Consider the following 25,468-nt stretch of genomic DNA (forward strand, 5'->3'; position numbering starts at 1 on the left):
ATACCGCCTTCGCACCAGTCCGAAGGTCTTTCTGCCGTACTCGCGGCCAATCGTGGCCGGCTCGTCCGGTTCTTCACCGGGCGCACGGGCAGCGTCGCGGAAGCCGAGGACGTCGTGCAGGAAATCTGGCTCCACACCGCGCAGCCGTCACCGGCACAGGCGACGGGACCGATCGCCAATCCGCTCGCGTATCTGCACCGCGTCGGCATGAACATCGTGCTCGACCGCGTCCGTGCGAACGGCCGTCGCCAGCGCCGCGACACCGGCTATGTCGACGCGACGACCTCGATCGTCGGTGCGGAGGCGGTCGACGACGCGCCGTCCGCGTTCGACGCGGCCGCCAGCCGTGAACGGTTCGACCGTCTGGCCGCTGCGCTGTCCGGACCGCCCGAGGGTGCGATGCGCGTATTTCGTCGGCACCGTATCGACGGGGCGTCCCATGCCGACATCGCCGCCGAACTCGGCATCTCGCGCAGCGCAGTCGAGAAACACATCGCCGTCGCCCTCAGGCATCTGAGAAAGGCGCTCGATGAATGATTTAGCGAACGGGGTGCGGTTTGATCCGCGCGGCGGCGTCTATCAGGCGGTCCGGTATTTGTCGGGAGAATCTCGCAGGGTCGGCGCGCGGTGCGTCGATCCTGACACGGGCGGGGGGCATCCGCCGGAAAGGGGGACGCATGACTGACACGCACGCTGCGATAGATAGCGCCGCCGAAACGGCCGCGACGTGGCATTCGCGTCTCGACGCGCCGAATATGGACTGGGACCGGTTCGGCGAGTGGCTCGCGGCCGACCCGTCCCATCGGGCGGCCTATGATGCGATCGCGGGTCTCGATGCGGAGTTCGTCGCTGCCGCACCGGCGATCGCCGCACGCCTGCCGGCGAATGATGACCAGGCGGGCAATGTCCACCGGGATGTTGTGCCCCTTGCAGCATCACGCACTCGCCGGTGGCAATGGGCGGCGTTCGGTTCCAGTGGAGCGCTTGCCGCGGGGCTCGCGGTCTTGCTGGTCGCGCCGTCGGGCGACGACGCGGCGCAGGCCTATGAAACGGGTCGCACCGAGACCCGGTCGGTGACGCTGGCCGATGGCAGTCGCATGCAGATCGATCGCGGCTCGCGCGTGACGGTCAGTGGCGGCCGCAGTCCGGTGATTGAGATCGCGCAAGGCGCGGCGAACTTTGCCGTCCGGCACGATCCGTCCCGCGCCCTGATGGTACGCGCCGGCGGATACGAAATACGCGATCTCGGTACGAAATTCGATGTCGTCAGTGCGCGGGGACGTGTTGCCGTCACCGTCGCGGAGGGCATGGTGAGCGTCCTGCCGGTCGGTGGCGCGCCGTCCGACGCGACGACGCTGCAGGCGGGCCAGAGCCTCGATATCACCCCGGCCAAACAGATCGCCGAACGGCGGACGGTCGACCCTGCGCGCGTGTCGGACTGGACCGACGGTCGGCTCGACTATGACGGGGCGCCATTGCCACTGGTTGCGGCGGATATCTCGCGGTATGCGCAGAGCCCGCTGACGGTCGATCCTTCGGCGGCGAACCTGCGCTTTTCCGGGGTATTGACGATTGGTGACGGATCGCGGCTTGTCGACCAGCTTCAGGCGGTGCTGCCGATACGCGTTCGCCGGGTTGCTGGCGTCGTGCATCTTGGTGCCGCCGGCGGACGCTGAGCGGGCATCACCGGGCAAGCCTTCGATCACGATCCCGGCGGGACCGTTACGGTCCGCGCTCGACTCGCTGGCACGCCAGACCGGGATCTCGATCGGGATGGCCGGCGGTTTGCCGGATGTCGTCGTCAGGCAGGTCGGTCATGCTGCCGACGTCGCACAGGCCGTACGGCGCATGCTGGCGGGCAGCAGGCTGCGCGCGGTGCAGGTCGATGCGACCACGTGGCGGATCGAGGCCATTCCGGCAAAACCACCGCGCGCGGTGGCGCGTCGCGGTGTCACGACGGAGACGCTAGTGACTGGCGATATTGTCGTCATCGCCAGCAAGCGCGACGAGCGGCTGTCCGATCTCTCCGCCTCGATCAGTATCGTCGGTGGGCCCAATTTGGGGCGACTGGCGGGGCGGCGTGGCCTGACCGACGTCGTGGCCACGACCGACGGCGCATTCTCCACGAACCTCGGCCCGGGCCGTGACCGGATATTCCTCCGCGGAGTCGCCGACAGCGCGTTCAACGGCACCAGCCAGTCGCTCGTCAGCCTGTATCTGGACGATGCGCGGATCGGCTCCTCGTCCCCCGATCCCGACCTGCGGCTCGTCGACGTCGACCGGATCGAGATCCTGCGCGGACCGCAGGGCACGCTCTACGGCACCGGTGCGCTAGGCGGAGTCGTCCGTGTCGTGACCGCCGCGCCGGACCTTGATCGGCTCGCCGGCGGTGTCGCGGTCGAGGGGACGGGGATCACCAACGGTGCGGTCGGTGGCGCGGTCCAGGGTATCCTCAACCTGCCGATCGTCACCGGCACGGTCGCCCTCCGGACCTCGGGCTGGATCGAGACGATGCCCGGCTGGATCGACGATACCGGGCGCGATCGGCGCGACGTGAACCGGACGCGGCGGTTCGGTGGCCGCGCCGCGCTGCGCTGGTCGATCGGCGGAGGGTGGTCGGCGACGCTGAGCGGCGTCGCCCAACGGATCGACGCGCGCGACAGCCAATATGCGACCAGCGGCCTGTCGCGCGCCACGCGGATTGCCGAGCCGCAGGACAACGACTTCACGTCCGGTGCGCTGACACTGCTAGGACCGATCGGCAAGCTCGAGGCGCAGGCGACGACCGCCTATGTCGACCAGGAGTTCGGCAGCACATATGACGCGAGCATCCTGGCATCGTCGCTCGGCGTGGCGTCGCCGGTCGCCTATATCGAGGATCGCTCCGCGCGGTTGCTGTCTCAGGAGATTCGGCTGAGCGACCCGACCGCGCGTCACCCCTGGATCATCGGCGCGACCATCCTGCATTCGACGAGCCGCCTCGACGGTCGTTTCACGTCGGTCGGCGTCGACACCATCGCCGCGCGGCGCGACGAGGAGGACGTCACGGACTTCGCCCTCTTTACCGAAGGAACGCAGCGCCTCTCGAACACGCTCGATTTCAAGCTCGGGCTGCGGGCATTCTCGACCTCGGGCCATCTCGAGCAACAGGCTCCGGGCCGTGTCCGCGCCAACAGGATCGGCGTTACCCCCAGCGGTACGCTCAGCTGGCATCGCGACGATCTCGGGCTGGTGTGGCTTCGCTATGCCAGCGCGGTGAGGCCCGCGGGGATCAGTCGCACCGCGGACCCCACCAACCTGCGGATACCCGGCGATGAGCTCCAGAGCCTGGAACTGGGCTGGCGGATACGCGTGGCAGGGGATCGGCTCGCCTTGCACGGCGCGGTGTTCGGATCGGCATGGCAGCATCTGCGCAGCGATACCGTCGGGCCCGATGGACTCCTCGGGACCGTCGATGCGGGCAACGCGGTGAATTACGGACTAGAGCTGGGCGGCGTTCTGACCCTGCCACCGCTCACGATCGACTTCGGGACCACGCTGCAACGCGCTCGACTGACGTCGGCGTCGTCGAACACCGGACTGGATCGCGACGATCGCCGGTTGCCGGTCGTCCCCGACATATCGGCGAGGCTGACGGCGACGCGTAGCCTCGTTGCGTTCGGCCTACCCGCGACGATCTACGTCGCCGGGCGTTACACAGGCCGTACCCGGTTGAGCTTCGATCCGCTGCTCGATCGACCGGCTGGGAACTACGCGACCATCGATACCGGCGCGACGATCGACCGGGGCGGGTGGCGCTGGTCGATCGCGGTCGACAACGTGCTCGACAGCCGCGGCAACAGCTTCGGGTTCGGCAATCCCTTCACGCTGGCGACGAGCGACCAGACCGTGCCGATCCGCCCGCGAACGCTGACGGTACGGGTCGCGATCGGGCTTTGACGCCACCGGCGCTGTCATCAAAGTGCATTCGTTACGTCATCAACACGAAAAACATTGCGCCTAGCTGTCCACGCGAACCGGCGGATCCAAGTCGGCAACCCCAGGGGCATCATGAAATTCATCACCGGCAGCGCGTTGATCGCGCTGATCGCCAGTTCGTCGGCTGTTGCGCAGATCGCGCCGCAGGTACCCGGGAACGCTGCCGTCGATACCGTAGCCGAGGACAGCCTGATCGTCGTCACGGGGACGCGCGATCGCTCACGAACGCAGTTCGACACACTCGCCCCGGTCGATGTCCTGTCGGGCGACGCAGTGCGCTCCAGTGTATCCGGGGATCTGTCGGACACGCTCGCGCAACTGCTGCCGTCGTTCAACGTCCAGCGCCTTCCCGCAGCCGACGGTCAGGCGTTCGTCCGGCCGGCGACGCTGCGCGGGCTATCCGCGGACCAGACGCTCGTCCTCGTCAACGGCAAGCGCTATCACCGGTCGGCCTTGCTCGGTACGCGCGGTGCGCAGGCGCCCGATCTGGCCGGTATCCCGTCGCTTGCGATCAAGCGGATCGAAGTGTTGCGCGATGGCGCGTCGGCGCAATATGGCTCCGACGCGATCGCTGGCGTCGTCAACATCATCCTCGACGACACCGCGGGCATGGAAGCGTTCGGGCAGTTCTCGCAATATTACAAAGGCGACGGCAACGAGTATCAGACCGGCGCGCGCGGCGGCATCGCGCTGGGCGACCGAGGCGCGATCGTCGTCACCGGCGAATATGATCATTCGGAGGCTACGTCGCGGACTCGTCAACGTCCCGACGCTATCGCGTTCCAGGCGGCAAACCCCAATCTCGTAGTGCCCAATCCCGTGCAACGCTGGGGCCAGCCCGACGAGGAGCGCATTCGCGGCGCGATCGACGCGCATTACGCACTCATCGATGCCGCAACGCTGTATCTGTTCGGCACGGCACAGCAGGGCGAGGGACTCACCGACTTCAACTGGCGCAACCCCGCCGGCACGGGCAGCGTCTACAACGCAAGCAGCGCGTTTCCCGGCTTCTCGTTCCGCAGTGTCTACCCCGTCGGCTTCACCCCGCGGTTCGGCACGACGTTCAGCGATTATCAGGGCGATAGCGGGCTTCGCGGCGATCTCAGCGAGCGCTTCAGCTACGATCTTTCCGCTGCGGTCGGGCGCAGCCGGATCGCATATACGCTCGCCGAGAGCCTGAATGCGTCGCTTGGGCCGGCGAGCCCGACGAGTTTTTATCTTGGTCAACTCGAACAGCGCGAGTTCAATCTCAACGCCGATTTCGTCTACCGCCTGCCTGTCGGTACCGCACATCCCGTCAACGTCGCGTTCGGTGCGGAACGACGTCGTGAAACCTATCAGGTTTCCGCGGGCGACCCCGCATCCTATGCAATCGGCGCGGGCGCGGCGACCGGCCTAGCGCCTAATTCCAACGGATTTCCCGGCTTCAGCCCTAGTCTGGCCGGCACGTTCGACCAGACCAGCTATGCTGGCTATCTTGATCTCGAATGGCAGCCGATCGAGATGGTGACGGTCGGTGCAGCCGGTCGCTACGAGGACTTCTCCGAGTTCGGAGACACCTTCAACTACAAGCTGTCCGCCCGGTTCGAACCAGTCAGGGGCATTGCAGCGCGCGGGACCTACTCGACCGGTTTCCGTGCGCCGACTCCGGCACAGTTGAACACGTCGCAGACCACGCAGGGCCTCGACACCGCGACGCTTCAGATCTTCAACCAGGGCCGCCTTTCGCCCAGCGATCCGCTGGCGATCGCGCTGGGGGCAAAACCGTTGACGCCGGAAACGTCAAAGACCGCGACGGCCGGCCTCACCTTCCAGAGCCACTTCGGGCTGACCGGCTCGATCGACGCCTATCAGATCGACGTCGACAACCGCTTCAGCCAGTCGCGGACGTTCGCGGTCCCCACCAGCTTCGCCAATCCGCAGCGCTTCACCGCAGTTTCGTACTTCACCAACGACTTCGACACGCGCACGCGCGGTATCGATGCGGTGCTGTCCTATGCCCATCGCGTCGGACCCGGCCGCGCGAGCCTGAGCCTTGCCTACAACTACAACCAGACCAAGGTGCGCAGCGGCGTCAGCGCGGCGATCCCTAACGACACGCAACGCCGCATCTTCGAGGAGCGCCTGCCTCAGCATAACGGCACCGCGACGCTCGGCTACGACATCGGCGCGGTGTCGTTCCTAGCGCGTGGCCGCTATTACGGGGCGTGGACCGACGTCACCGGCAATGCGACCGGTGAACTGTTCCAGCGGTTCGGCTCGATCGCGTTGTTCGACGTGTCGGCCAGCTATCGGTTCGACGAGCATTTCACCCTTCGCGTTGGAGCCGAGAACGTCGCCAATACCTATCCGGCCGAAGCGACCAACCAAGCCGTCCGCGGGCTGATCTATTCGCGAAATGCGCCGTACGATACCGATGGCGGTCAGTATTACGTACGTCTCGGGATGAAGTTCTGATGGTGCAGTTCGTCGATCGCCGCGGGTTTATGGGCGGTGCCGCCGCAACTGCTACCTTGCCAATGGCACGGCAGGCGGGGGCCTTTGCGTCCGTCGCGATCGACGAGGACGCCTTCTGGACAAACATAGCATCACAGTACGACGTCACGCGCGAGATCACCCAGTTGGAAAACGGCAATTGGGGCATGATGGCCCGCCCTGTGATCGAGGCGTATGAAGGCAACGTCGAGCGCGTTAACCGCGATACCAGTTACTATACGCGGCGCGGGATGATCGCCGACTGGATGCGCGCACGCGATGCGCTGGCAGCCACCTTGCAGGTCCAACCCGACGAGGTCGCGTTCACGCGGAATGCGACCGAAGCTCTGAAGGCGTTGATACTCGGCTATAACCGCCTGACGCCGGGCGATACCGTGCTGTATGCCGACCTCGATTACGACAGCATGCAGGCTTGCATGGACAGCCTTGCGACACGGCGTGGTGTTTCGGTGGTGCGGATCGCTCTGCCGCAACCGGCGACACGACAGTCGTTGATCGACGCCTACGCCGCTGCGATGGCGGCGAACCCGCGTCTCAGGTTGATCCTGCTCACGCATTTGAGCCATCGCACCGGCCTCGTCCTGCCGGTACGCGAGATTGCCGCGATGGCGCGTGCGCGTGGGATCGCGACCATCGTCGACGCGGCACATAGCTGGTGTCAGCTAGACATGACGCTGGCGGATCTCGACTGCGACTATGTCGGCATCAACTGCCACAAATGGCTGGGTGCACCGCTGGGTGTCGGTGCAATCCACATCCGTCGCGGCGCCTTGGCGGCGATCGATCGCGATCCGGCCAATCCGGCATCCGAACGCGAGACGATACAGGCGCGAATCCATACCGGTACGGTCGATTTCGCCGCGCCGCTCACGGTTCCGGCTGCGCTCGCCTTCCAAGGCCGGATCGGCAGCAGACGACGGGCCGATCGTCTCGTGGCGCTCCGGAACCGTTGGGTCGACCAAGTAAAGACAGTGCCTGGCATCGAGATCCTGACGCCCGATGATCCCGCCTTACATGGTGGCATCACGTCCTTCCGCATTCGGGGCAGGACGAGCACGGCGGAAAACGTCGCGGTATCGGCCGCGCTGCTCGAAAAATACCGCATATTCACGGTTCATCGCGACGGTGCCGCTGGCGGATCCTGCGTCCGCGTGACGCCCGCGCTCTTCAACACGATGGCGGACATGGACGCCTTGGCCAAGGCGTTACGTGGTATCCTAGAATCTGCGCCTTACCAGTCAAAACCGACGTAATCTTTTCGCGCAGCAATCCGCTGCGCTTGAATAGGACGTCGTTATGACCCTGGAATCCCTTCCTGACAGCGGTCGTCAGCCCGAAGAAGTCGTGCATCATAATGTCAATGCCCTTCCCGAGCGGCGACCCTTCGAGTTCATCGATCTGGAGACACGTTTCGATCCCGAATACGAGACGCTGTGGACTTACATGCGGCAACGCACACGGCCTAGCTTCAACCCAAGACTCCTCGCCGAATTCGACCAATGGCAAGACGACATTGCCGCCGCGCGGTCGTCGGGCGCTATGTCGATCCGGTATCTCGTGCTCGGTTCGCACTTTCCCGGGGTCTTCTCGCTAGGGGGCGATCTCGATTTGTTCGCCGCGCATATCCGCAACCAGGACCGCGACGCGCTGGTCCGCTACGGCCGCGCGTGCGTGCAGATCCTGCACCGCAACATGCGCAGTCTGGATCAGCCGATCATCACGATCGGTTTGGTGGAAGGTGATGCACTGGGCGGTGGGTTCGAGGCGTTGTTGTCGTTTAACGTGGTGATCGCCGAGCGCGGCACGCATTTCGGCTTGCCGGAAACGAACTTCGGCCTGTTCCCTGGGATGGGCGCACACTGCTTCTTGTCCCGTCGCCTCGGGGCCGCACGTGCCGAACAGATGATCTTGAGTGGTCGGTCATACACGGCGGAAGAACTATATGACCTCGGCATCGTCCACGCACTTGCCGACCCGGGCATGGGCCGTGCGGAGGTCGAGCGCTACATCCGCCAGAATCACCGTCGGCATAGCGGCCATTGCGCAATCTATGAGGCGTCACGGTCGGTGAACCCACTGGCGCTCAGCGAACTGCAGGCGGTCGTCGATCTCTGGGCGGATGCTGCGCTCCGGCTCAGCGAGGCGGATCTCAAACTCATGCGCCGCTTGGTAGGCGCCCAGACGCGGCTGATGGACAAAGCGGCGTAGCGATCTCCTTCAGGAGCGCCCCAACGCCTTGACCCCTGCGCCGGCAAGCATCGTCGCGACCATGCTTGCCGGCATCGGGTGTGCCAGCAGAAAACCCTGCACCGCATCGCAGCGGGTACGGCGCAACTGTTCGAGTTGGGCTTGCGTCTCGACCCCTTCTGCGACGGTCTGCATGCCCAGCTTCGCCGCCAGTTCGATCACGGTTTGGACGATGGCGACCGATGCCGGGCTCTCTTCGAGATCTGCGATGAACGATCGGTCGATCTTCAGCGTCTGGAAGGGGAACTTGGTCAAATAGCTCAGCGAGGAATATCCCGTCCCGAAATCGTCGAGCGTTGTCCGGACATCGAGACGATTGATCGCGTCCAATGCCGCCAGCGATGCATCGATATCGTCGAGAAGGACTGATTCGGTCACCTCCAGCTCGAGGCGATCGGCTGCGAGGCCACTGGCGGCTAAGGCGCTCATGATGATGGTCGGCATGTTCGCCGACCGTAGCTGGATCGGCGAGAGGTTGACGGCGACGGTCACGTCGGCTGGCCAGCCTTTGGCAACCCGGCAAGCTTCCCGGATCACCCAGCTGCCGATCACGACGATCAGCCCATTCTCTTCGGCGATCGGTATGAATTCGGCTGGCGAGATCGCGCCGTAACGACGGTTGGTCCACCGTAGCAACGTTTCGCAGGATAGTATGCGCCGTCCCGTCAGGTCGAAGATCGGCTGGAACATCAGGTGGAACTCGCCGCGTTCCAGCGCGCCCTGCATCTCGGTGCCGAGGTCGCGCGTGCGCTCGATCTTTTCGTCCATCAGTGGCTCGTAGAACCGCATCTGACCACGGCCGCTATCCTTTGCGCGGTACAAGGCGAGATCAGCATTCTTCAACAACGTGTCAGCGTCGGTGCCGTCGGACGGTGCGATCGCGATGCCGAGCGACGCGCCGACGCACAGCGCCCGCCCGTCGTGCTGGACCGGTTGCTCGACCAAGGCGATGATCCGCTCACCCGTCGCGACGGCTTCCGCGTGCGAGACGACGTCGCAGATCACCGCGAACTCGTCACCGCCCAACCGGGCAACGATCCCGGCATCACCGAACGCCGTGGCGAGCCCCTGAGCCACCCCAGCCAGCAACGCGTTACCGGCGAGGTGACCGAACGAGTCGTTGATCTCCTTGAACCGATCCAGATCGATCCAGAAAATGGCAAGACGTCGGTTGCCGTCTTCCAGCGCCTGCAAACGCGCCTCGAACTGTTCCCGGAATGCTGTCCGGTTGGCGACCCCGGTGAGGTCGTCGCGGCGGGCGACCGCGGCATGATGCTCGGCCAGCGCCGCTTTTTCGCGCGATACCAACGTTGCCTTCAGGATGACGCCATATGTCTGCAAGGTGATGTCCATCATCGCGACGACGAACAGGACGATCACTGCAGCCAGCGCCATCTTCAACGGCTGCAGCGAGACGACCAATCCCACCGTCAGCGGTAGCGAGGCAAAGCATAATTGCGACAGAGCTATCAACGGCCGCCCGGCGTTGCGGCCCGCAATCCCTGCAGCGTATCCAATCGTTGTGGTTACCGCTAGGAGCTGGAGGACGCCTTCGTCGCTGTAGACCAGCGTCAGAAGGCCAAACGTACCGAGCAAGGCCGAATAGCCAAGCGCGCCCGACCGATAAAGAAATTCCTGCCGCGCCGCCCAGCCGTTTCTTGACAAAACCGTCCGGGGAGCCTGTCGCGGTCGCTTCAGCGCATCGACCACGCGGATGCCGGCAACCAACGCGATCGCCACGGCGCAGACGATCAGCCATCGATTGCCACTGACACAGGCGACGATCCCCATGATACCGGCACTGGTCACAGCGCCGATGACGAGCGATTGCGGGGATGCGTATAGCGATTCCAACAAGGTGGCACGCACCGACGCGGCGATCGCCTGATCGGAATGCCGCAACTGCCTGAGACGAGAGATTAAGCCACTCATGCAATCGTCCATGAACGTCGGAGATTTAAAAGAAACGAATAAACCGAAGATCGCCGCTGTCCGGCACTCCCTTCCGGGATCGCCATGAGGTCGAGCCCACACCGCTGTGCGAACGCGAAAGGCGTCGTCGGGGTGAAACGATCGGTATGGCGCTGAACGTCAGCATTGGGTCGATTTTCTGGTGGCGACAAGTATCACCGACGCCGCGCAAAGTCGCGCGACCGGTCCGATTGGCGACCCTTGACGGCCAGGCACATCAGATTAGCCCCTCACGCTGCATCGCCTCTCGTACGGCAGGACGCGTTTTCATCCGATCCCGGAACCTTTCGAGCGAAGCCGGCACGTCGATCCGGTTTTTCGCCGCCCACATCAGCATAACGAAAAGGTAACAGTCCGCCACGCTCAGTGATTTACCGAACAGATAGTCGCCCTGCATGGTGTCGGCGAGATATCCCAATCGTTTCAGGATCACGTCGCTAGCCTGGATTTGCGCTTCATCGCTCGCGCCCGAGAAGAACGGCTTGAAGCTCTTGTGAACCTCGGTCGAAATATACGCGAGCGCCTCCAGCAGGTGCGTATGACCCATCGCGCCCACAGGTTTTAGCGCGGTATCCTGGCGGGCGATCCAATCGAGAATTGCTACGTTTTCGGTCACCGTCTCGCCCGAGTCGAGGGTCAGGGCGGGGACGTAGCCCTTTGGGTTGATCGTCGTATAGTCGACATCGCCCTCGGTCCGCTTGGCCTTCAGATCGACCTTTTCAAGCTCGAACGGAAGTCCCGCCTCGTGCAGTGCGATGTGATCGGCGAGGCTGCACGCGCCGGGCGAATAATATAGCTTCATCAATGGTCTCCGTGTTTAATTTGATTAACACACGAGCGCGCCGATAGCTGCGACCGCCACGACAGCCCCCGCTTGCAGTGCCGCAGGGCGCTCCCATCTCCGGTAGATGAACGAAAATTTGATCCGCCTCGGTCTTCTCGATGAGGTAGACATCATACTCGATGAAGCGGCGCTGTCGCTGGCGCTGCTCGATCACGCGGATGTCGACCCGACGCCTTACAGCACGCTGATCGATGCCATAGCAAAACGGCTTGCGGCGGTCGGCCGAAACGCCGGTACCGCCGAAGAACGTGCCGATGTCATGGCCGAGACTTTGGGAGAGGAGTTCGGCTTCGTCGGCGACCGTGAATCGTATGACGATCCTGCCAACGCCGACCTGATACGGGTCCTCGACCGGCGTCGAGGCCTGCCCGTAAGCCTGTCGATCCTCTACGTCGGCGCCGCACGCCGGATCGGATGGCAGGCGGACGCGCTTGACGTTCCCGGGCACGTGCTGGTCATGATCGGAGCCGAGGCTGCTCCGGTTATCATCGACCCGTTTCGCGGCGGGATGCGGGTGGATCGCGAGGCGTTGACCGCATTGGTGTTTGCGTCGAACACTGAGCGAGCCGCTGCGGTGAACCACGTCGCAACGATGCCGAACCGCGCCATTCTGGTGCGGCTCTTGCTCAATCAGGCGACGCGAGCAGAGCAGGCGGGTTTCGGTCGCCGCGCTCTGGAACTCTACACGCGAATGACTCTGATGGCGCCGGCTTACGGGCATGCGTGGTGGGAGCGCGCGCGACTGGAGTTGGTCGACGATGACGTGACGGCGGCGCGAGGGAGCTTGAGCGCGATGTTGGAGATCACCCGCGATCCCGATCTGCGGCGGCGTGTGGTCGATACGCTGGGATCGCTGCCGACGGCTTAGCCATAACGACTGACACGCACTTATCGCCGGTGGCGTTTGACGTGCCCGAGGGTGATCCGGAAATGCAATCCGGTATCATCAGTCCGCTGGCTGACGTCGAGTATGCCGTGATGCGCCCGCGCAACGCGGTCGACGATCGATAGGCCGATGCCCGAGCCCTCGGACCGTGATCCATCGGCGCGCCAGAACCTATCCGTTAGACGCGCGAGATGCTCGTCCGGAATGCGGTCGCCGTCGTCGAGCACGTGCACGCTGGCGTCCGGACCGACCCGGACGACGATGGCCGTTCCCGGTCGGGTGTGACGGACGGCGTTATCCACCAAATTCTCCAGCGCGAGCGCGATGGCACCGGTATGGCCGACGCCGAAAGCAGCGTCCGACGTCCGATCCTCCATCGCGATACTGCGTCCGCCGGCGATGATGGCGGGCGCCCGGTTCGCGACGACCGCTTCGGCGATTGCGACGAGGTCGAGCGGCTCGCCGTGCTCCTCGACCGGTCGCTCCAGATCCGCCAGCGCGAGCATTTGCGTTACCACGCGGGCGGCACGATCGACCGATGCCAGCAACGCATCCTTGAGCGCCGGATCGTCGACGGCGTCGGCCCGCAGCCGGATCACGGCAAGTGGCGTGCGCAGTTCGTGCGCGATGTCCGCGGCGAACCCGGCCTGGGTCCTGAAGCCGTCCTCGAGCCGTTCGAGCGCCTCGTTCGTGGCGGCTGCGAGCGGTTCGACTTCGGACGGCAACGTGCCCCGCGGAAGGCGGGTATCCAGCGTGCGAGGCCCGATCGCTGCCGCGGTCGCGGAGACCGCCTGCATCCGCCGCGTCAGGCGCCGCGTCAGCAGCGCTCCGATCAGCGGTACCAGTGCGGCGATCGGCAGGACCAGCAGTGCGAAGCGCTTGAGGAAGGCTGTGACGATATCGTCGGTGATGACTTCGGGCGCGGCACCGTCCTGCGACGCGACGATCAAGCGCCCGCCACCGATCGGCAGGCTGTAGGCCTCGATCACGCCGCGGCGAAAGAAATGTGCGCCATGATCCATCGGCACTGCGGCGATGATCCGCGGTCGGGCAGGCCCCTTCGCCATCAGTACGGCGCGGCTTCGGTCGATGACCGCGACCGCCATCCCGTCGGTCAGCGCGTCGCTGCGTAGCGCGGCGGAGACGGACAGCGCACCTGCGACGACGGCGGCCTGCTGGCGGAGAAGCCGCCGCTGGTAATGGTCGGCGGTACTGTGGAGCATCACTGTGACACCCAGCGACAATGCGATGGTCGCGACCAGCGCGGTGACGACGTGCAGCGCGACGAACTGTCCGAACAGCGATTTGGGCAGCGATCGGGGAAGACGCAGCCTCACGGCTTGCAGACGATGATGTAGCCGACGCCGCGCACCGTTTCGATCCGCGCGCCGCTCTCGGCTTCGTCGAGCTTTTTCCGCAGGCGATGGACATAGACCTCGACCGCATTCGAGCCGAGCTCGCCGCCCAGCCCGAACAGATGGTCCTCCGCGATCCGCTTGGGGACGACGTTGCCGGCGCGACGCAGGAGAAGTTCGAGCAGCTCGGTCTCGCGTACCGACAAGGCGATCGTCGTCCCGTCGACATGCGCGCACCGGATCTCGACGTCGAACGTCAACCGCCCGCAGCTCAGCGACCGACCGAGATACCCACCTTGCCGCCGCAGGACTGCGAGCAGTCGCGCGTGAAGTTCATCGACGTCGAACGGCTTTACCAGATAATCGTCGGCACCCTCGTTCAGGCCTCGGATACGCGCGTCGATCGTACCGCGCGCGGTGAGGATCAGCACCGGACGGGTGTCACCGCGACCCCGCATGCGGTGGAGAAGCGCCAGTCCATCTTCATCGGGCAGCCCAAGATCGAGCAGGATGGCGGCATAATCCCCGTGCTGCAAATACGCTTCGGCCTCGTCAACCGATCGCGCGAGATCGACCGCGAAACCACGTGGCGCCAGCGCCGCGGTCAACGCCTGCGCCAGATCGCGATCGTCCTCGATCAACAGCACTCGCATCGAACTCAACCTCATATTGCCGCGGCGCAGCATCCGTAAGCGCGCTGTAAGCCAGCGGCGCTAGCGGCTCCAGTCTAATCCCCAAGGGGCTGATAATGCACGCATCGACGACACCCGAAACGCTCCCTCCTGCCGCCACGCTCTCGCGATCCGCGCAGATACGCTGGCTTGGGATCGCCGCTGGCGTGATCGTCGGGCTGGTGCTGATCGTCGTGCTGATCGGCAAGCTCACGCACCACGAGCTTGCGCCGGCGCCCGTGTCGCCTGCCGGCACGTTCCGGCCGACCAGGGACCAGCTGGCCGGGATGACGACGATGCGCGTCGGTTACGGCGCGTCCGACGCGCGGACGCTGGCAAGTGGTGCGATCACGGTGGACGGTGATCGCAGCACGCCCATGCTGATGCCCTATTCGGGGCAGGTCGTCCGCGTGCTGGCGGATGCCGGCCAGCACGTGACCGAAGGCCAGCCGCTGATGCTGGTGAAGACTAGCGATTTTGTCGAGGCGCGCAGCGGCTTGTTCGCGGCACGCGCCGGATTGCAGAATGCGCAGGCCCAACTCGTCACGGCGCAGCGGACCGCGGAACGCCAACGGCTGATCTACGAGACGGCCGGCGGCGCGTTGAAGGATTACCAGCAGGCGAAGACGGATCTTGCGGCTGCGCAGGCGACCGCGCGCACCGCCGCCGCCTCGCTGGGCGCGGCGCGCGACAAGCTGGCGATCCTCGGCAAGTCGCAGAGTGAGATTTCGCGCCTCGAAAACGTCGGTGAAGTCTCCGGCATCCACGACGTGACGACGCTGCATGCGCCGATCTCCGGCCTGATCGCGACGCGCGACGTGTCGGCGGGACAGTATCTCTCCCAGGGCGGCGACAAGCCGGTGATGACGATCACCGATCCGTCGCACGTCTGGCTGATCGCGCAACTCGCCGAAAACGACGCGACCGCGGTGCATCTCGGCGACAGCGTGACGGTAACGACGCCCGCGCTGCCGGGGCGCAGCTTCCACGCGACGATCGACCTGGTGGGTGCCGCGCTTGATCCGCAAAGCCGCCGTTTGCCGGTCCGCGCGACGATCGCCAATCCGGACGGCGCGCTAAAGCCGCAGATGTTCGCGAGCTTCTCGATCGAGCGCCCACACGGCGGGGAAGCACTGCGCGTGCCGGCCGCCGCCGTGATCCACGAGGGGGATCAAGCGCGCGTGTGGGTGGTGCGACCCGATGGCCTGCTGGTCGCGCGGACGGTGACTGCGGGCGAGGAGCAGGACGGCAAGGTGACGATCACCGCCGGGCTGCGATCGGGCGAGCGGATCGTCACTGCGGGCGCACTGTTCGTGAACGAGGCGGGACTCGGCGAATGAACCGGATCGTCGAATTCGCGCTGCGCCAGCGGCTGCTGATCGTCGGCATCTTCGTCGCCATGCTCGTGGCGGGGGGCGTCGGCTTCTACAATCTCAACATCGAGGCGTATCCCGACCCGGTCCCGCCGATGGTCGAGATCATAACGCAGACCCAGGGCCTGTCGGCCGAGGAGATGGAGCGCAACGTCACGATCCCGATCGAGGTCGGCATGGCGGGCATCCCGCATCTGACCGCGATCCGCGCGATCTCGCTGTTCGGGCTGTCAGACATCAAGATCCAGTTCAGCTACGACCTGACCAACGACGAGGCCAAGCAGCAGGTCATCAACCGCCTGTCGCAGCTGCCGCCGCTCCAAGGTGGGGCGCAGCCGACGTTGTCCCCGACCAGCCCGGTCGGAGAGATCTTCCGGTACAAGATCACCGCGCCGCAGGGCTATTCGGTGATGGACCTGAAGACGTTGCAGGACTGGGTCCTCCAGCGCCGCTTCAAGCGCATTCCGGGCGTGATCGACGTCACCGGCTGGGGCGGCAAGCTGCGCACCTACGACGTGGTGATCGACAATGATCGCCTCGCCGCGCACAACGTGACGGTGTCGCAGGTGCTGGCGGCGCTCGCCAAGAGCGACGGCAATGTCGGCGGCCAGACGATCAACTTCGGGGCGCAGGCGGCGATCGTCCGCGGCATTGGCCTGATCCAGTCGGTCGGCGGCATCGAGAACGTGCTCGTCGGCACCGGCGGTGGCCAGCCGGTGTTGTTGAAGGACGTCGCGCACGTCCGGATCGGCAACGCGCCGCGGCTCGGCATCGCCGGCTACAACGACCAGGACGATATCGTCCAGGGCATCGTCCTGATGCAGCGTGGCGCGCAGTCGATGCCGACGATCCTCGCGGTGCAGAAGGAAGTGTCCGACATCAACGCGTCGGGGATCCTGCCGCCGGGCGTCCATCTCGACCGGATCTATGATCGCTCCGATCTGATCCACCTGACGATCCACACTGTGCTGGAGAACATGGTGGTCGGCATCCTGCTGATCTTCGCGCTTCAGTGGATATTCCTCGGCAATCTGCGCAGCGCGATCATCGTCTCGGCGACGATCCCGTTCGCGCTCGCCTTCGCGATCCTTATCCTGGTGTTGCAGGGGGAAAGCGCGAACCTGCTCTCGGTCGGCGCGCTCGATTTCGGGCTCGTGGTCGATGCCTGCGTGATCATGGTCGAGAACATCTTCCGCCACATGGTCGATCGGTCCGCGCATGTCGAAAGCGGGAAGGGACATTACACACTCGCCAACCGCTTCTCGGCGGTGCTGGGCGCCAGTTCCGAGGTCAGCCGCGGGATCTTCTTCGCCGCCGCGATCATCATCGCCAGCTTCCTGCCGCTGTTCACGCTGACCGGCGTCGAGGGCCATATCTTCGGGCCGATGGCGAAGACCTATGCCTATGCGATCACCGGCGGGCTGATCGCGACCTTCACGGTCGCGCCGGTGCTGGCGACGATGCTGCTGCCCGACAAATTGTCTGAGGTCGAGACGTGGATCGTCGGCAAGCTGCGCCGCGTCTACGAACCGGCGGCGGCGTTCGCGCTAGGCAACCGGGTCGTCGCGATCGGTGGCGCGCTGCTGCTGATGGCGGTCGCGCTGGTCGGCGTGCGGTCGCTCGGGATCGAGTTCCTGCCGCATCTCGAAGAGGGCAACATGTATATCCGCGCGACGCTGCCCGCATCGGTCAGCCTCGAGGCGGGGCAGCCGGTGGTCAACGGCGTCCGCCGCATTCTGACGCAATATCCCGAGGTGCAGGCAGTCCTGTCCGCGCATGGCCGCCCCGACGACGGGACCGACTCCACCGGGTTCTTCAATGCCGAGTTCTTCGTGCCACTGAAGCCGTTCGACACATGGTCGAGCGGCGTCACCAAGGAAACGCTGACCGAGGAACTGTCGAAGCGGCTTAGCGCCAAATATCCGGGCGTCGACTTCTCCTTCTCGCAGATCATCGAGGATAACGTCGAGGAGGCGGCGTCGGGCGTGAAGGGCGCGAACTCGATCAAGCTGTTCGGCCCCGACCTGACCACGCTCGAGAAATATGCCAACCAGATCAAGGCGCAGATGGGCAAGGTCCGCGGGATCGAGGACCTTGGCGTGTTCCAGTCGCTCGGCCAGCCGACCGTGCGGATCGACGTCGATCGCGCGCGTGCCTCACGCTACGGCCTGACCCCTTACGACATCAACGCGACCGTCGCCGCGGCGATCGGCGGGCAGTCGAACGTTGATCTGTACGAGAAGGGCACCGATCGCCACTTCCCGATCGTCGTCCGCCTGAAACCCGAACAGCGCGACACGATCGATGCGATCCGCCGGATCACGATCGGTGCGCCGTCGCCCGATGGCGCGGGCACGATCCAGGTGCCGCTGTCCGAGGTCGCCGACGTCAAGCTCACCTCGGGCGCGTCGTTCATCTACCGCGAGCATCAGGAGCGCTACATCCCGATCAAGTTCTCGGTCCGCGGCCGCGATCTCGGCGGGGCGGTGGACGAGGCGCATGCGCGGATCGAGCGGACCGTGCATCTGCCGTCCGGCTATCATCTCGAATGGGCGGGCGAGCTCGACAACCTCAACAATGCGGTCGCGCGATTGGAAGTGGTGGTACCGATCAGCCTGCTGGTGATCCTGCTGCTGCTCTATGCGAACTTCGGCTCGATCCGCGACAGCCTGCTGGCGTTCTCGGCGATCCCGATGGCGATCATCGGCGGCGTGCTCGCACTCGCGCTGACCGGGACCGCGTTCAGCATCTCGTCGGCGATCGGCTTCGTCGCGCTGTTCGGGATCGCGGTGATGGACGGGATCCTAGTGGTCACGACCTATAACCACGCGGTCGACGAGGGGTTCGCGCGCGAGAATGCCTTGGCCACGACGGTGCGGCACAGCCTGCGTCCGGTGGTGATGACGTGCCTGGTGGCCGCGATCGGCCTGCTCCCCGCCGCGCTGTCGAGCGGGATCGGCAGCCAAGTGCAGAAACCGCTCGCGCTGGTCGTGGTCGGGGGCATGACGCTCGCGCCGATCCTGATCCTGCTGGTGCTGCCGGTGCTGATCGCGCGCTTCTCGAAGCGCGTGCCGCCCGAGGATCGCGGCGCACACGGCCGCGATGTCGGCCATCATCCTCATACGGAGGTTCAAGCATGAAGCGTCCCGCCATCCTCCTGCTCGCGGGTGTCACCAGCGCCTGCACGATGGGCCCGCGCAACCTCGACGCGCATGCCAGCCTGCCGCCGATCCCCGCCTTGCAGACCTTCGCACCGTCAAGCGGCGCGGCGCAGGCTACCACCATCTCGGCAGTGCCAGCGGAGTGGTGGCGGACCTTCGGCAGCGCGCAGCTCGACACGCTGGTGAGCGAGGCGCAGTCGCACGCGACCGACATCGCCGTGGCCGAAGCCACGCTCCGGCAATATCGCGAACAGGGTTCCGCCACGGCGGGCGCGGCGCTGCCCCAGGCCGACGTGAACTATCAGGCGGAGCGTACGCGGATCTCGAACGCGCTGTCGCCCGCGGTCGCGGACCAGAACCAGCAGCTTTACACGCTCCATACCGCGCAGGTGACGGTCAGCTATGCGCCCGACCTGTTCGGCGGCACGCGGTCGAAGATCCGGTCCGCGCACGCGGCGACCGAGACGGCGAGACAAAGGCTGGCGGCGGCGCGCACGACGGTGATCGCCAACCTGGTCGAGGCGGTGATCCAGCGCGGGTCGCTCGCCGAACAGATCGCGGCGGCGCAGACCGCGATCGTCGTCAACCGCGACATTCTCCAGACACTGGTTCGGCGCCAGCAACTCGGCGCGGTCGGAGCCGCCGACGTATCGACGCAACAGGCGGCGCTGGCGACTGCCGAAGGTGCGCTGCCGCCTCTGGTCCGCGCCGAGGCGCATCAACGCGTCGTGATCGCGACGTTGATCGGGCGATCAGCGGGATCGGACCTTCTGCCGCTGCCGGCGCTGATGTCCCTGACACTCCCGCGCGACCTGCCCTTGGTCGTGCCGTCCGACCTCGTTGCACGGCGGCCCGACGTGCTGGCGGCGCGCGCGCAACTTGAAGGGGCAGGGGCCGATGTTGGCACCGCGATCGCGGCGCGGCTACCGGCAATTTCGCTCAACGGTTCGGCTGGCGGAACGTCGGAACGGTTCGGCGACATGTTCAAGAACGGCAATCCGTTCTGGACACTGATCGGCGGGATCACCCAGCCGATCTTCCATGTCGGCGCGCTCCGCCATCAGCAACGCGCCGCCGAAGCTGCGCTCGGGGGGGCGAAGGCGCAATATCGCGCCGCGGTGCTACAGGCGTTCGGCGACGTGTCCGATGCGCTGACCGGTTTGCGAACCGACGCGGACTCACTCGACGCCGCGACGCGGGCGACCGACGCGTCCGGCCGCGCGCTTACCTTCGTCCGCCGCCAACTCGCGCTCGGCGACGTGGGTACGCCAGCACTACTCAACGCCACAGCGACCGACGCACAGGCGCGTGGGCAGGCGGTGCAGGCTCGTGCCGCCCGCCTGTCGGATACGGTCGCACTGTTCCAGGCCGCGGGCGGCGGCGTCACGGGCGGATAATCGATGGGCGGAATCACGGGTGCGACGAGCGGCAAGTTCGTTCTCATGGCAGCCACGCTGCTCTTCCACGGCCGGGTCGACAATGCGCACGCGACGATCGGACTCGTGCCGGGCGCGCCGCGTTCGGCCATCGCCACGAAGTTCGCCGACCGCATCGCGCATCGCGACCGGGTAAAGATCGGGATTCGCGCAGAGTATCTTTACGCTCCGATCGCGACGGTCGAAACGGACCCGGCAACGGGTGCCGACGTGCGCATCGGCCAGGATGTTCTCGATGCCAATCCGATCGAGATCGACTTCCCGCGTCATGAACTTCGCTTGTTGCTGCCCGGCGAAGCATCACGGGTCGAACGCGGGATGACCGCGATACCCGTCACCCACCAGGCAGACGGGTCGATGACGATACCGTTGACGATTGGTTCGGCCCCGCCGACGGCGGCGATACTCGACCTCGCGAGCCCGACGGACGTCATAGCAGCAATCGACGACGGTCCTGTCGCGCTCGGCCATGCCGTCCTGAAGGACGCCGTCGTAACACGAGGCGCGATGCCGTCGGTCGGGCTCGCCGCGTTCAAGACCATGCGCGTGATCTTTGATCTCGGGCACGGCCGAATCTGGGTCTCGACGTAACAAAGCTTGGCGTCGATGCGCTGTCGGCGCTAACCGCGCGGACATGGCTCCCGCGTCGATCCTGATAGTTCTCCACGATTTCGCGTTGGGAGGTACCGAGCGGGTCGCAGTGCGGCTCGCCGATGCCTGGGCGCGACAGGGCGCTGTGGTCACGATCTTTGCGGGATCGGATACCGGGCCACTGCAGGCCATGGCCGGCGAGGCTGTCCAGATCGTCGTTGCGGCGCCTCCGATCGCGCGTGGTCATGGTTCCCGCCGACAACTGGCGCGGGCGGCGCGGGCATTCGTCGAGCAACGCCACTTCGATGGCGTCTTCATTCCCGGTAATTTTCATTGGCCCGTCGCTGCGGCATTGGCTGGATCGGGAGTGCCTGTCGTTGCGCAGGTCAGTGCAGCGCTCGACAAGCCGCAGCGTGGCCGGTTGAGGCAATGGGCGTTCGAGGTTCGTATGCGATACCTCCTTCGACGCGTGCAGGCAGTCGTCGCGCTCTCGGACGTGGCGCGCGATCAGGCCGACCGGATATTGCGCCGCCGCGGCGCGACAACGATCGCGCTGCCCGCATTGAGCGACGACGCCGCGGCGCCGCTGCCGGTTCCTGCAACGCGGCCGCCTATCGTGCTTGCCGCGGGGCGACTGGTGCCCGAAAAGGGGTTCGCGCGATTGATCAATGCCTTTGCAAAACTCCCCGAAGGCACGGCACGACTTGTCATCGTCGGAGATGGCCCCGAGGCGGCTGCGTTGCGTCAGCAGAGCGAGACGTTGGGACTCGTCGATCGGATAGAACTTGTCGGGTATGTCGCGGAGATCCGGCCATGGCTCGATGCCACGCGGCTGTTTGTGCTGGCGTCCGATTTCGAAGGGTATCCGGCGGTGATCGTCGAGGCCCTGGCCGCGGGGCGGCCGGTGCTGGCGACCGATTGTACCCCGGCGACGCTGCTGCTCGGTGCACCGGGCGCAGGCATGGTCGTGCCGCTGAACGACAGCGACGCCTTGGCGCGCGCGATCTCCGCGATGCTTGCGCGCGCCCCGCCCGATCCGGCGGCATTGGCGAAACTGGTCGAGCATCACCGGATCGGCGCGGTTGCAACTGTGTATCTCGATCTGTTCGCTGGGTTGCGCGCGTGACTGGTCGCGCGATGCGGATCGCCTATGTGATCAACTCGGTCGAGGGCGGCGGGGCTGCGTCGCCGGTGCCAGCAGTGCTCGGCGTTTTGCGCGACGGCGGTGCCGAAGTGGCGGTGTTCGCACTGACCGCGCGCAATCGCCGCGGCGAGCCCGCGATGCGTGCCGCCGGGTTCGAGGTGCACGTGCGGGAGGGCGGAGAGACCGACCATGCTGCCGCGCTACGCTGGCTCGATGCGACGCTGAAGAACTGGGCGCCGACGCATGTCTGGACCTCGTTGACCCGTGCGACTTTGCTCGGCCAGATCGTCGGCAGGCGGCGGGGCTGGCCGGTCGTCAGCTGGCAGCACGCTGCATTCCTCAAACCTGCCAACCGTGTTCTGCTCCGCGCGATGCAGCGGCTGTCGCGGCTGTGGATAGGGGATTCCACAGCGGTGACGCGATTGACCGCGGAGCGCCTTGATGTGCCCCCTGAACGGCTGATCCAGTGGTCGATCTTCCGGGCGGACCCTGACGCGCGTCAGGCGACGCGGTGGCGACCGGGGCAACCTGTCCGGATCGGCAGCCTTGGTCGCCTGCACCACGTGAAGGGTTACGACGTGCTGGTCGAGGCGTTGGCTTTGCTTGAAACATCGACGCCGTATGAGATGGTGATCGCTGGGGACGGCGCCGAGCGGGTAGCACTCGAAGCTCGCGCGGATACGCTTGGCATCAAGACGCTGCAGTTCGCAGGCTATGCGGCGAACCCTGCGGCATTTCTCGCGGGCTGCCATCTTTACGTACAACCATCGCGCTCCGAAGGTCTCTGCGTTGCGGCGCACGAGGCGATGCAGGCGGGGCTGCCCGTGATCGCGTCGGCGGTCGGCGAACTTCCCGGCAGCATCGTCGAGGGCGAGACCGGCTTCACCGTCACGCCCGCCGATCCGGTGGCGCTTGCCGCTGCGGTATCGCGAGCACTGGCCGAGCCCGCACAACTGGCAGTGATGGGGCAGGCGGGCCGCGAGCGCGTTCTCGACACGTTCGGGCCGGAGCGGTTCGTAGCGACCGGCCTCGCTATCCTCGAACGGATGCGCGGTTTTTAAGGCTCAGTTTCTTGACCTCGCGTATTGCCTCGATCGAGAGTCCGTGGAGCGACAATTCGGTGCGTTTCATGTCGACCAGTGTCACCGGCCCCGCGGCTGAAAGCGTGTGAAGCCCTTCGACGAACGGCGCCGACGAGATTGGCGGGACGATCGCCTCGCCCACTTCCGCCACGAACCGATCCGTTGTCAAAATCGTCATCGTCAGCGGCCGGATCGCGCCACCATAGGTCCGGCTGCAATCCTGCACCGGCAGCACGATCCGTCCATCGATCACCAGCGACATTCCGCCCGGTCGCGCGCTCGCGACATCGACCCGCACCGGGTTCATCGGATGCGGCGTCCACGGTCCTGCCAATCGGTCCGCATAGGCGACGTGCAGCGCGCTCATCTTGTCCGGCTCGCGGTCGGCCGAGGTGTAGAACAACCACCACCGCCCGTCATGGAACACCGGCGTCGCATCGACCGCGACATGATCGAGTTCGATGACATGCGCCGGTTCCCACTTGGTCGGGAAGTCGACCGCGCGGTACAGCGTCAGTCGGTTCGAGCGATGCGCCTCGGGCAGCATCCACGTCCCGCCCTCCGCCTCGAACACCAGCGGATAGGAAAGGTGCCAGGGCTCGTTCAGCACCGGCTGACGGTCGACCAGGCGGAAGTCAGCATCATAGATTAGCACTTCGATCGCGCCGATCCGGACGCGGTAGTCATAGGTCTCGACGAACACGTACAGCCGGCCGTCGCGCCACAACCCGAACGGATCCGCGAGAAACTGGAAGCTGCCCATCGACGGCAGCCACATCAGGGGGAACCCCTCGATCGAGCCGCGTGCGACGATCGCCTCGGCGGTCGCCATCACGATCACGGGGCGCCAGATATCCTTGCGTAGAGCCACGGTGGTCGATCGATCCCAAACGCCGCGCCCGACAGGGGCGCCGCGCGGGCCTTCTCGCGGCGGATCAGGCTACGCGCAACCCCTGCAGTCCGGTTGCCGTCTCCAGTTCGCGCTCGGGCAGGACTGCCCGGACGGTATCGCCGAGCACGCTCATCACCGCGCGCGCCGCACGCACGGCGGAGCGTTCCGCGGTCAGTTCGAAGCTGCGCTGGAACAGCGCGCGCTGCACGGGACGATAGCGGTCGTGCTGCGCCACCGCGCGGTCGAGCGCGGCGCCCAGGTCGTCGGTGCCGGTCACGACTTCGCCCGCCTGCCAATGCGCATAGTTCGCATCGCCGTCCCACGCCGTCGCATGCGCGTCGAGGAACAGGCACGGGCGCGGCGTGTGGAGGAATTCGTACACCTGGCTGCTGACGTCGCCGAGATAGATGTCCGCCGCCGCCGTGTAGATCATGTCGGTCGATGCGGCCGATCCGAGATCGACATGGATGTTCGGCGCGTCGAGAAAGCGCTGTTCGATCACGCCAGCACGGTCGATCCGGAACTTGTCGATCGTCAGCACGAACTTACGGTGGAACAGCATGACGTGCGGGGCGAAGATCAGATTGTAGCGGTCGTCGTGCAGGAAGTGCTCGAGCACCGCGCGGCCCTGCGCATACCAGGACGACAGATGCGGCGACGGATGCGGGTTGTAGAGCACGGTGGGTTTACCATTCGCCTGGAACGGCAGGCGCGGCGCAGGCTCGGGCATCAGGTCGAACTTGGGATAGCCGATCAGGCTCATCCGGTTGAACGGCACGCCCGCCTCGCGGTGCAGGCGCTGGCGGATCTTGCTGCCCGAGACGAGGACGTGATCGAACGTTGCGCTGTGCTTGTTGAAGCCGATCGCGCGGTCGCCGGCACCGTGGCGGGTGTGGATGATCTTGAGATCGTCGAGACGATAGCGCGTCTTCAATAGAAGCGACGTCTTCTCGGCGACGACTAGCGCGTCGAGCGACCGGAAAAAATCAAGATTGTCGCGGTAGATGCCGATCTTGGTCACCGGCAGTGCCCATTCGAGCGTGCCGGATAGCGCACGCGTCGATGCACGACGCAGACCCAGTTCGACCAGCGGTACGGTAACGCCGAGCCGCGCGCACAGCCGCCGCACTTCGTCGGTCAGCCGTGCGTTGGTGGTCGCGACGACGATCTCCGCTTCGGGATAGCCCTCCGCCATGGCCAGCGCGGTCGGGAGGGCATGCGCGACCTGATGAACCTGGTCGTGATTGAACAGAAAACCGATCTTCATGGCCGGTAGACGTTCCCGGCACCGGCCATCCTCACTAAATATTTTGTCATCTGGCCGATCGCGCGGAACTTTCC

At 65.6% G+C, this 25,468-nt stretch carries 19 protein-coding genes; 13 read left to right on the forward strand and 6 right to left on the reverse strand.

The window, feature by feature from the left end:
• The 6 genes from AC1MH0_RS01780 to AC1MH0_RS01805 all read left to right on the forward strand — a co-directional run bounded on the left by AC1MH0_RS01780 (position 1) and on the right by AC1MH0_RS01805 (position 8,682).
• Complete coding sequence (locus tag AC1MH0_RS01780; RefSeq protein WP_480965805.1) at positions 1–537, forward strand: RNA polymerase sigma factor; 537 nt, start codon at positions 1–3, stop codon at positions 535–537.
• Positions 538–677: 140 nt separating this feature from the next.
• On the forward strand, positions 678–1,676 hold the full coding sequence (locus AC1MH0_RS01785) for a FecR family protein (RefSeq protein WP_480964441.1): 999 nt from the start codon (positions 678–680) through the stop codon (positions 1,674–1,676).
• Positions 1,576–3,939, forward strand: a complete 2,364-nt coding sequence (locus tag AC1MH0_RS01790; RefSeq protein WP_480964442.1) for a TonB-dependent receptor — start codon at positions 1,576–1,578, stop codon at positions 3,937–3,939. The genes AC1MH0_RS01785 and AC1MH0_RS01790 overlap by 101 nt, the downstream gene beginning before the upstream one ends.
• Before the next feature lie 111 nt (positions 3,940–4,050).
• The gene (locus AC1MH0_RS01795; protein WP_480964443.1) at positions 4,051–6,435 is read left to right on the forward strand and encodes a TonB-dependent receptor plug domain-containing protein; all 2,385 of its coding nucleotides are present in this window, start codon (positions 4,051–4,053) and stop codon (positions 6,433–6,435) included.
• On the forward strand, positions 6,435–7,727 hold the full coding sequence (locus AC1MH0_RS01800; protein WP_480964444.1) for an aminotransferase class V-fold PLP-dependent enzyme: 1,293 nt from the start codon (positions 6,435–6,437) through the stop codon (positions 7,725–7,727). The genes AC1MH0_RS01795 and AC1MH0_RS01800 overlap by 1 nt, the downstream gene beginning before the upstream one ends.
• A gap of 43 nt (positions 7,728–7,770) precedes the next feature.
• Positions 7,771–8,682 carry a crotonase/enoyl-CoA hydratase family protein gene (locus AC1MH0_RS01805; protein ID WP_480964445.1) on the forward strand — a complete coding sequence of 304 codons (912 nt, stop codon included), beginning with the start codon at positions 7,771–7,773 and terminating at the stop codon, positions 8,680–8,682.
• Positions 8,683–8,691: 9 nt separating this feature from the next.
• On the opposite strand, the gene AC1MH0_RS01810 is transcribed toward AC1MH0_RS01805, so the two are convergent.
• Both AC1MH0_RS01810 and AC1MH0_RS01815 read right to left on the reverse strand, forming a co-directional pair.
• Complete coding sequence (locus AC1MH0_RS01810; protein WP_480964446.1) at positions 8,692–10,653, reverse strand: putative bifunctional diguanylate cyclase/phosphodiesterase; 1,962 nt, start codon at positions 10,651–10,653, stop codon at positions 8,692–8,694.
• 256 nt (positions 10,654–10,909) lie between these two features.
• Positions 10,910–11,494, reverse strand: coding sequence for a glutathione S-transferase N-terminal domain-containing protein (locus tag AC1MH0_RS01815; RefSeq protein ID WP_480964447.1), 585 nt, complete (start codon positions 11,492–11,494; stop codon positions 10,910–10,912).
• Positions 11,495–11,600: 106 nt separating this feature from the next.
• On the opposite strand from AC1MH0_RS01815, the gene AC1MH0_RS01820 reads away from it, so the two are divergent.
• Entirely contained in the window at positions 11,601–12,404 is an 804-nt protein-coding gene (locus tag AC1MH0_RS01820; protein ID WP_480964448.1) for a transglutaminase family protein, read from the forward strand.
• 20 nt (positions 12,405–12,424) lie between these two features.
• Here AC1MH0_RS01820 and AC1MH0_RS01825 read toward each other — a convergent pair whose 3' ends face one another.
• Positions 12,425–13,759: an ATP-binding protein gene (locus tag AC1MH0_RS01825; protein WP_480964449.1), complete on the reverse strand. Its 1,335-nt coding sequence runs from the start codon at positions 13,757–13,759 to the stop codon at positions 12,425–12,427.
• On the reverse strand, positions 13,756–14,430 hold the full coding sequence (locus tag AC1MH0_RS01830; protein ID WP_480964450.1) for a response regulator: 675 nt from the start codon (positions 14,428–14,430) through the stop codon (positions 13,756–13,758). Before AC1MH0_RS01830 ends, AC1MH0_RS01825 begins: the two co-directional genes overlap by 4 nt.
• A 95-nt stretch (positions 14,431–14,525) precedes the next feature.
• On the opposite strand from AC1MH0_RS01830, the gene AC1MH0_RS01835 reads away from it, so the two are divergent.
• From AC1MH0_RS01835 to AC1MH0_RS01860, 6 genes are read left to right on the forward strand one after another with little or no spacing between them, the layout of a single operon-like run.
• Positions 14,526–15,788 carry an efflux RND transporter periplasmic adaptor subunit gene (locus AC1MH0_RS01835; RefSeq protein ID WP_480964451.1) on the forward strand — a complete coding sequence of 421 codons (1,263 nt, stop codon included), beginning with the start codon at positions 14,526–14,528 and terminating at the stop codon, positions 15,786–15,788.
• The gene (locus tag AC1MH0_RS01840; RefSeq protein ID WP_480964452.1) at positions 15,785–18,961 is read left to right on the forward strand and encodes an efflux RND transporter permease subunit; all 3,177 of its coding nucleotides are present in this window, start codon (positions 15,785–15,787) and stop codon (positions 18,959–18,961) included. Before AC1MH0_RS01835 ends, AC1MH0_RS01840 begins: the two co-directional genes overlap by 4 nt.
• The gene (locus AC1MH0_RS01845; RefSeq protein ID WP_480964453.1) at positions 18,958–20,379 is read left to right on the forward strand and encodes an efflux transporter outer membrane subunit; all 1,422 of its coding nucleotides are present in this window, start codon (positions 18,958–18,960) and stop codon (positions 20,377–20,379) included. Before AC1MH0_RS01840 ends, AC1MH0_RS01845 begins: the two co-directional genes overlap by 4 nt.
• 3 nt (positions 20,380–20,382) lie before the next feature.
• Positions 20,383–21,009, forward strand: coding sequence for a hypothetical protein (locus AC1MH0_RS01850; protein ID WP_480964454.1), 627 nt, complete (start codon positions 20,383–20,385; stop codon positions 21,007–21,009).
• A gap of 43 nt (positions 21,010–21,052) precedes the next feature.
• Positions 21,053–22,135, forward strand: coding sequence for a glycosyltransferase (locus AC1MH0_RS01855; protein WP_480964455.1), 1,083 nt, complete (start codon positions 21,053–21,055; stop codon positions 22,133–22,135).
• Positions 22,132–23,214 (forward strand): glycosyltransferase family 4 protein, encoded by a 1,083-nt coding sequence (locus AC1MH0_RS01860; RefSeq protein WP_480964456.1) that lies wholly within the window; start codon positions 22,132–22,134, stop codon positions 23,212–23,214. The genes AC1MH0_RS01855 and AC1MH0_RS01860 overlap by 4 nt, the downstream gene beginning before the upstream one ends.
• Here AC1MH0_RS01860 and AC1MH0_RS01865 read toward each other — a convergent pair.
• Both AC1MH0_RS01865 and AC1MH0_RS01870 read right to left on the reverse strand, forming a co-directional pair.
• A complete protein-coding gene (locus AC1MH0_RS01865; protein ID WP_480964457.1) occupies positions 23,186–24,106 on the reverse strand; it encodes a glucosamine inositolphosphorylceramide transferase family protein in 921 nt (306 codons plus the stop codon). The genes AC1MH0_RS01860 and AC1MH0_RS01865 overlap by 29 nt on opposite strands.
• A 64-nt stretch (positions 24,107–24,170) precedes the next feature.
• The gene (locus AC1MH0_RS01870; protein WP_480964458.1) at positions 24,171–25,394 is read right to left on the reverse strand and encodes a hypothetical protein; all 1,224 of its coding nucleotides are present in this window, start codon (positions 25,392–25,394) and stop codon (positions 24,171–24,173) included.
• Positions 25,395–25,468: the final 74 nt, after the last annotated feature.

The sequence above is a fragment of the Sphingomonas sp. AP28 genome (genome assembly GCF_056680455.1).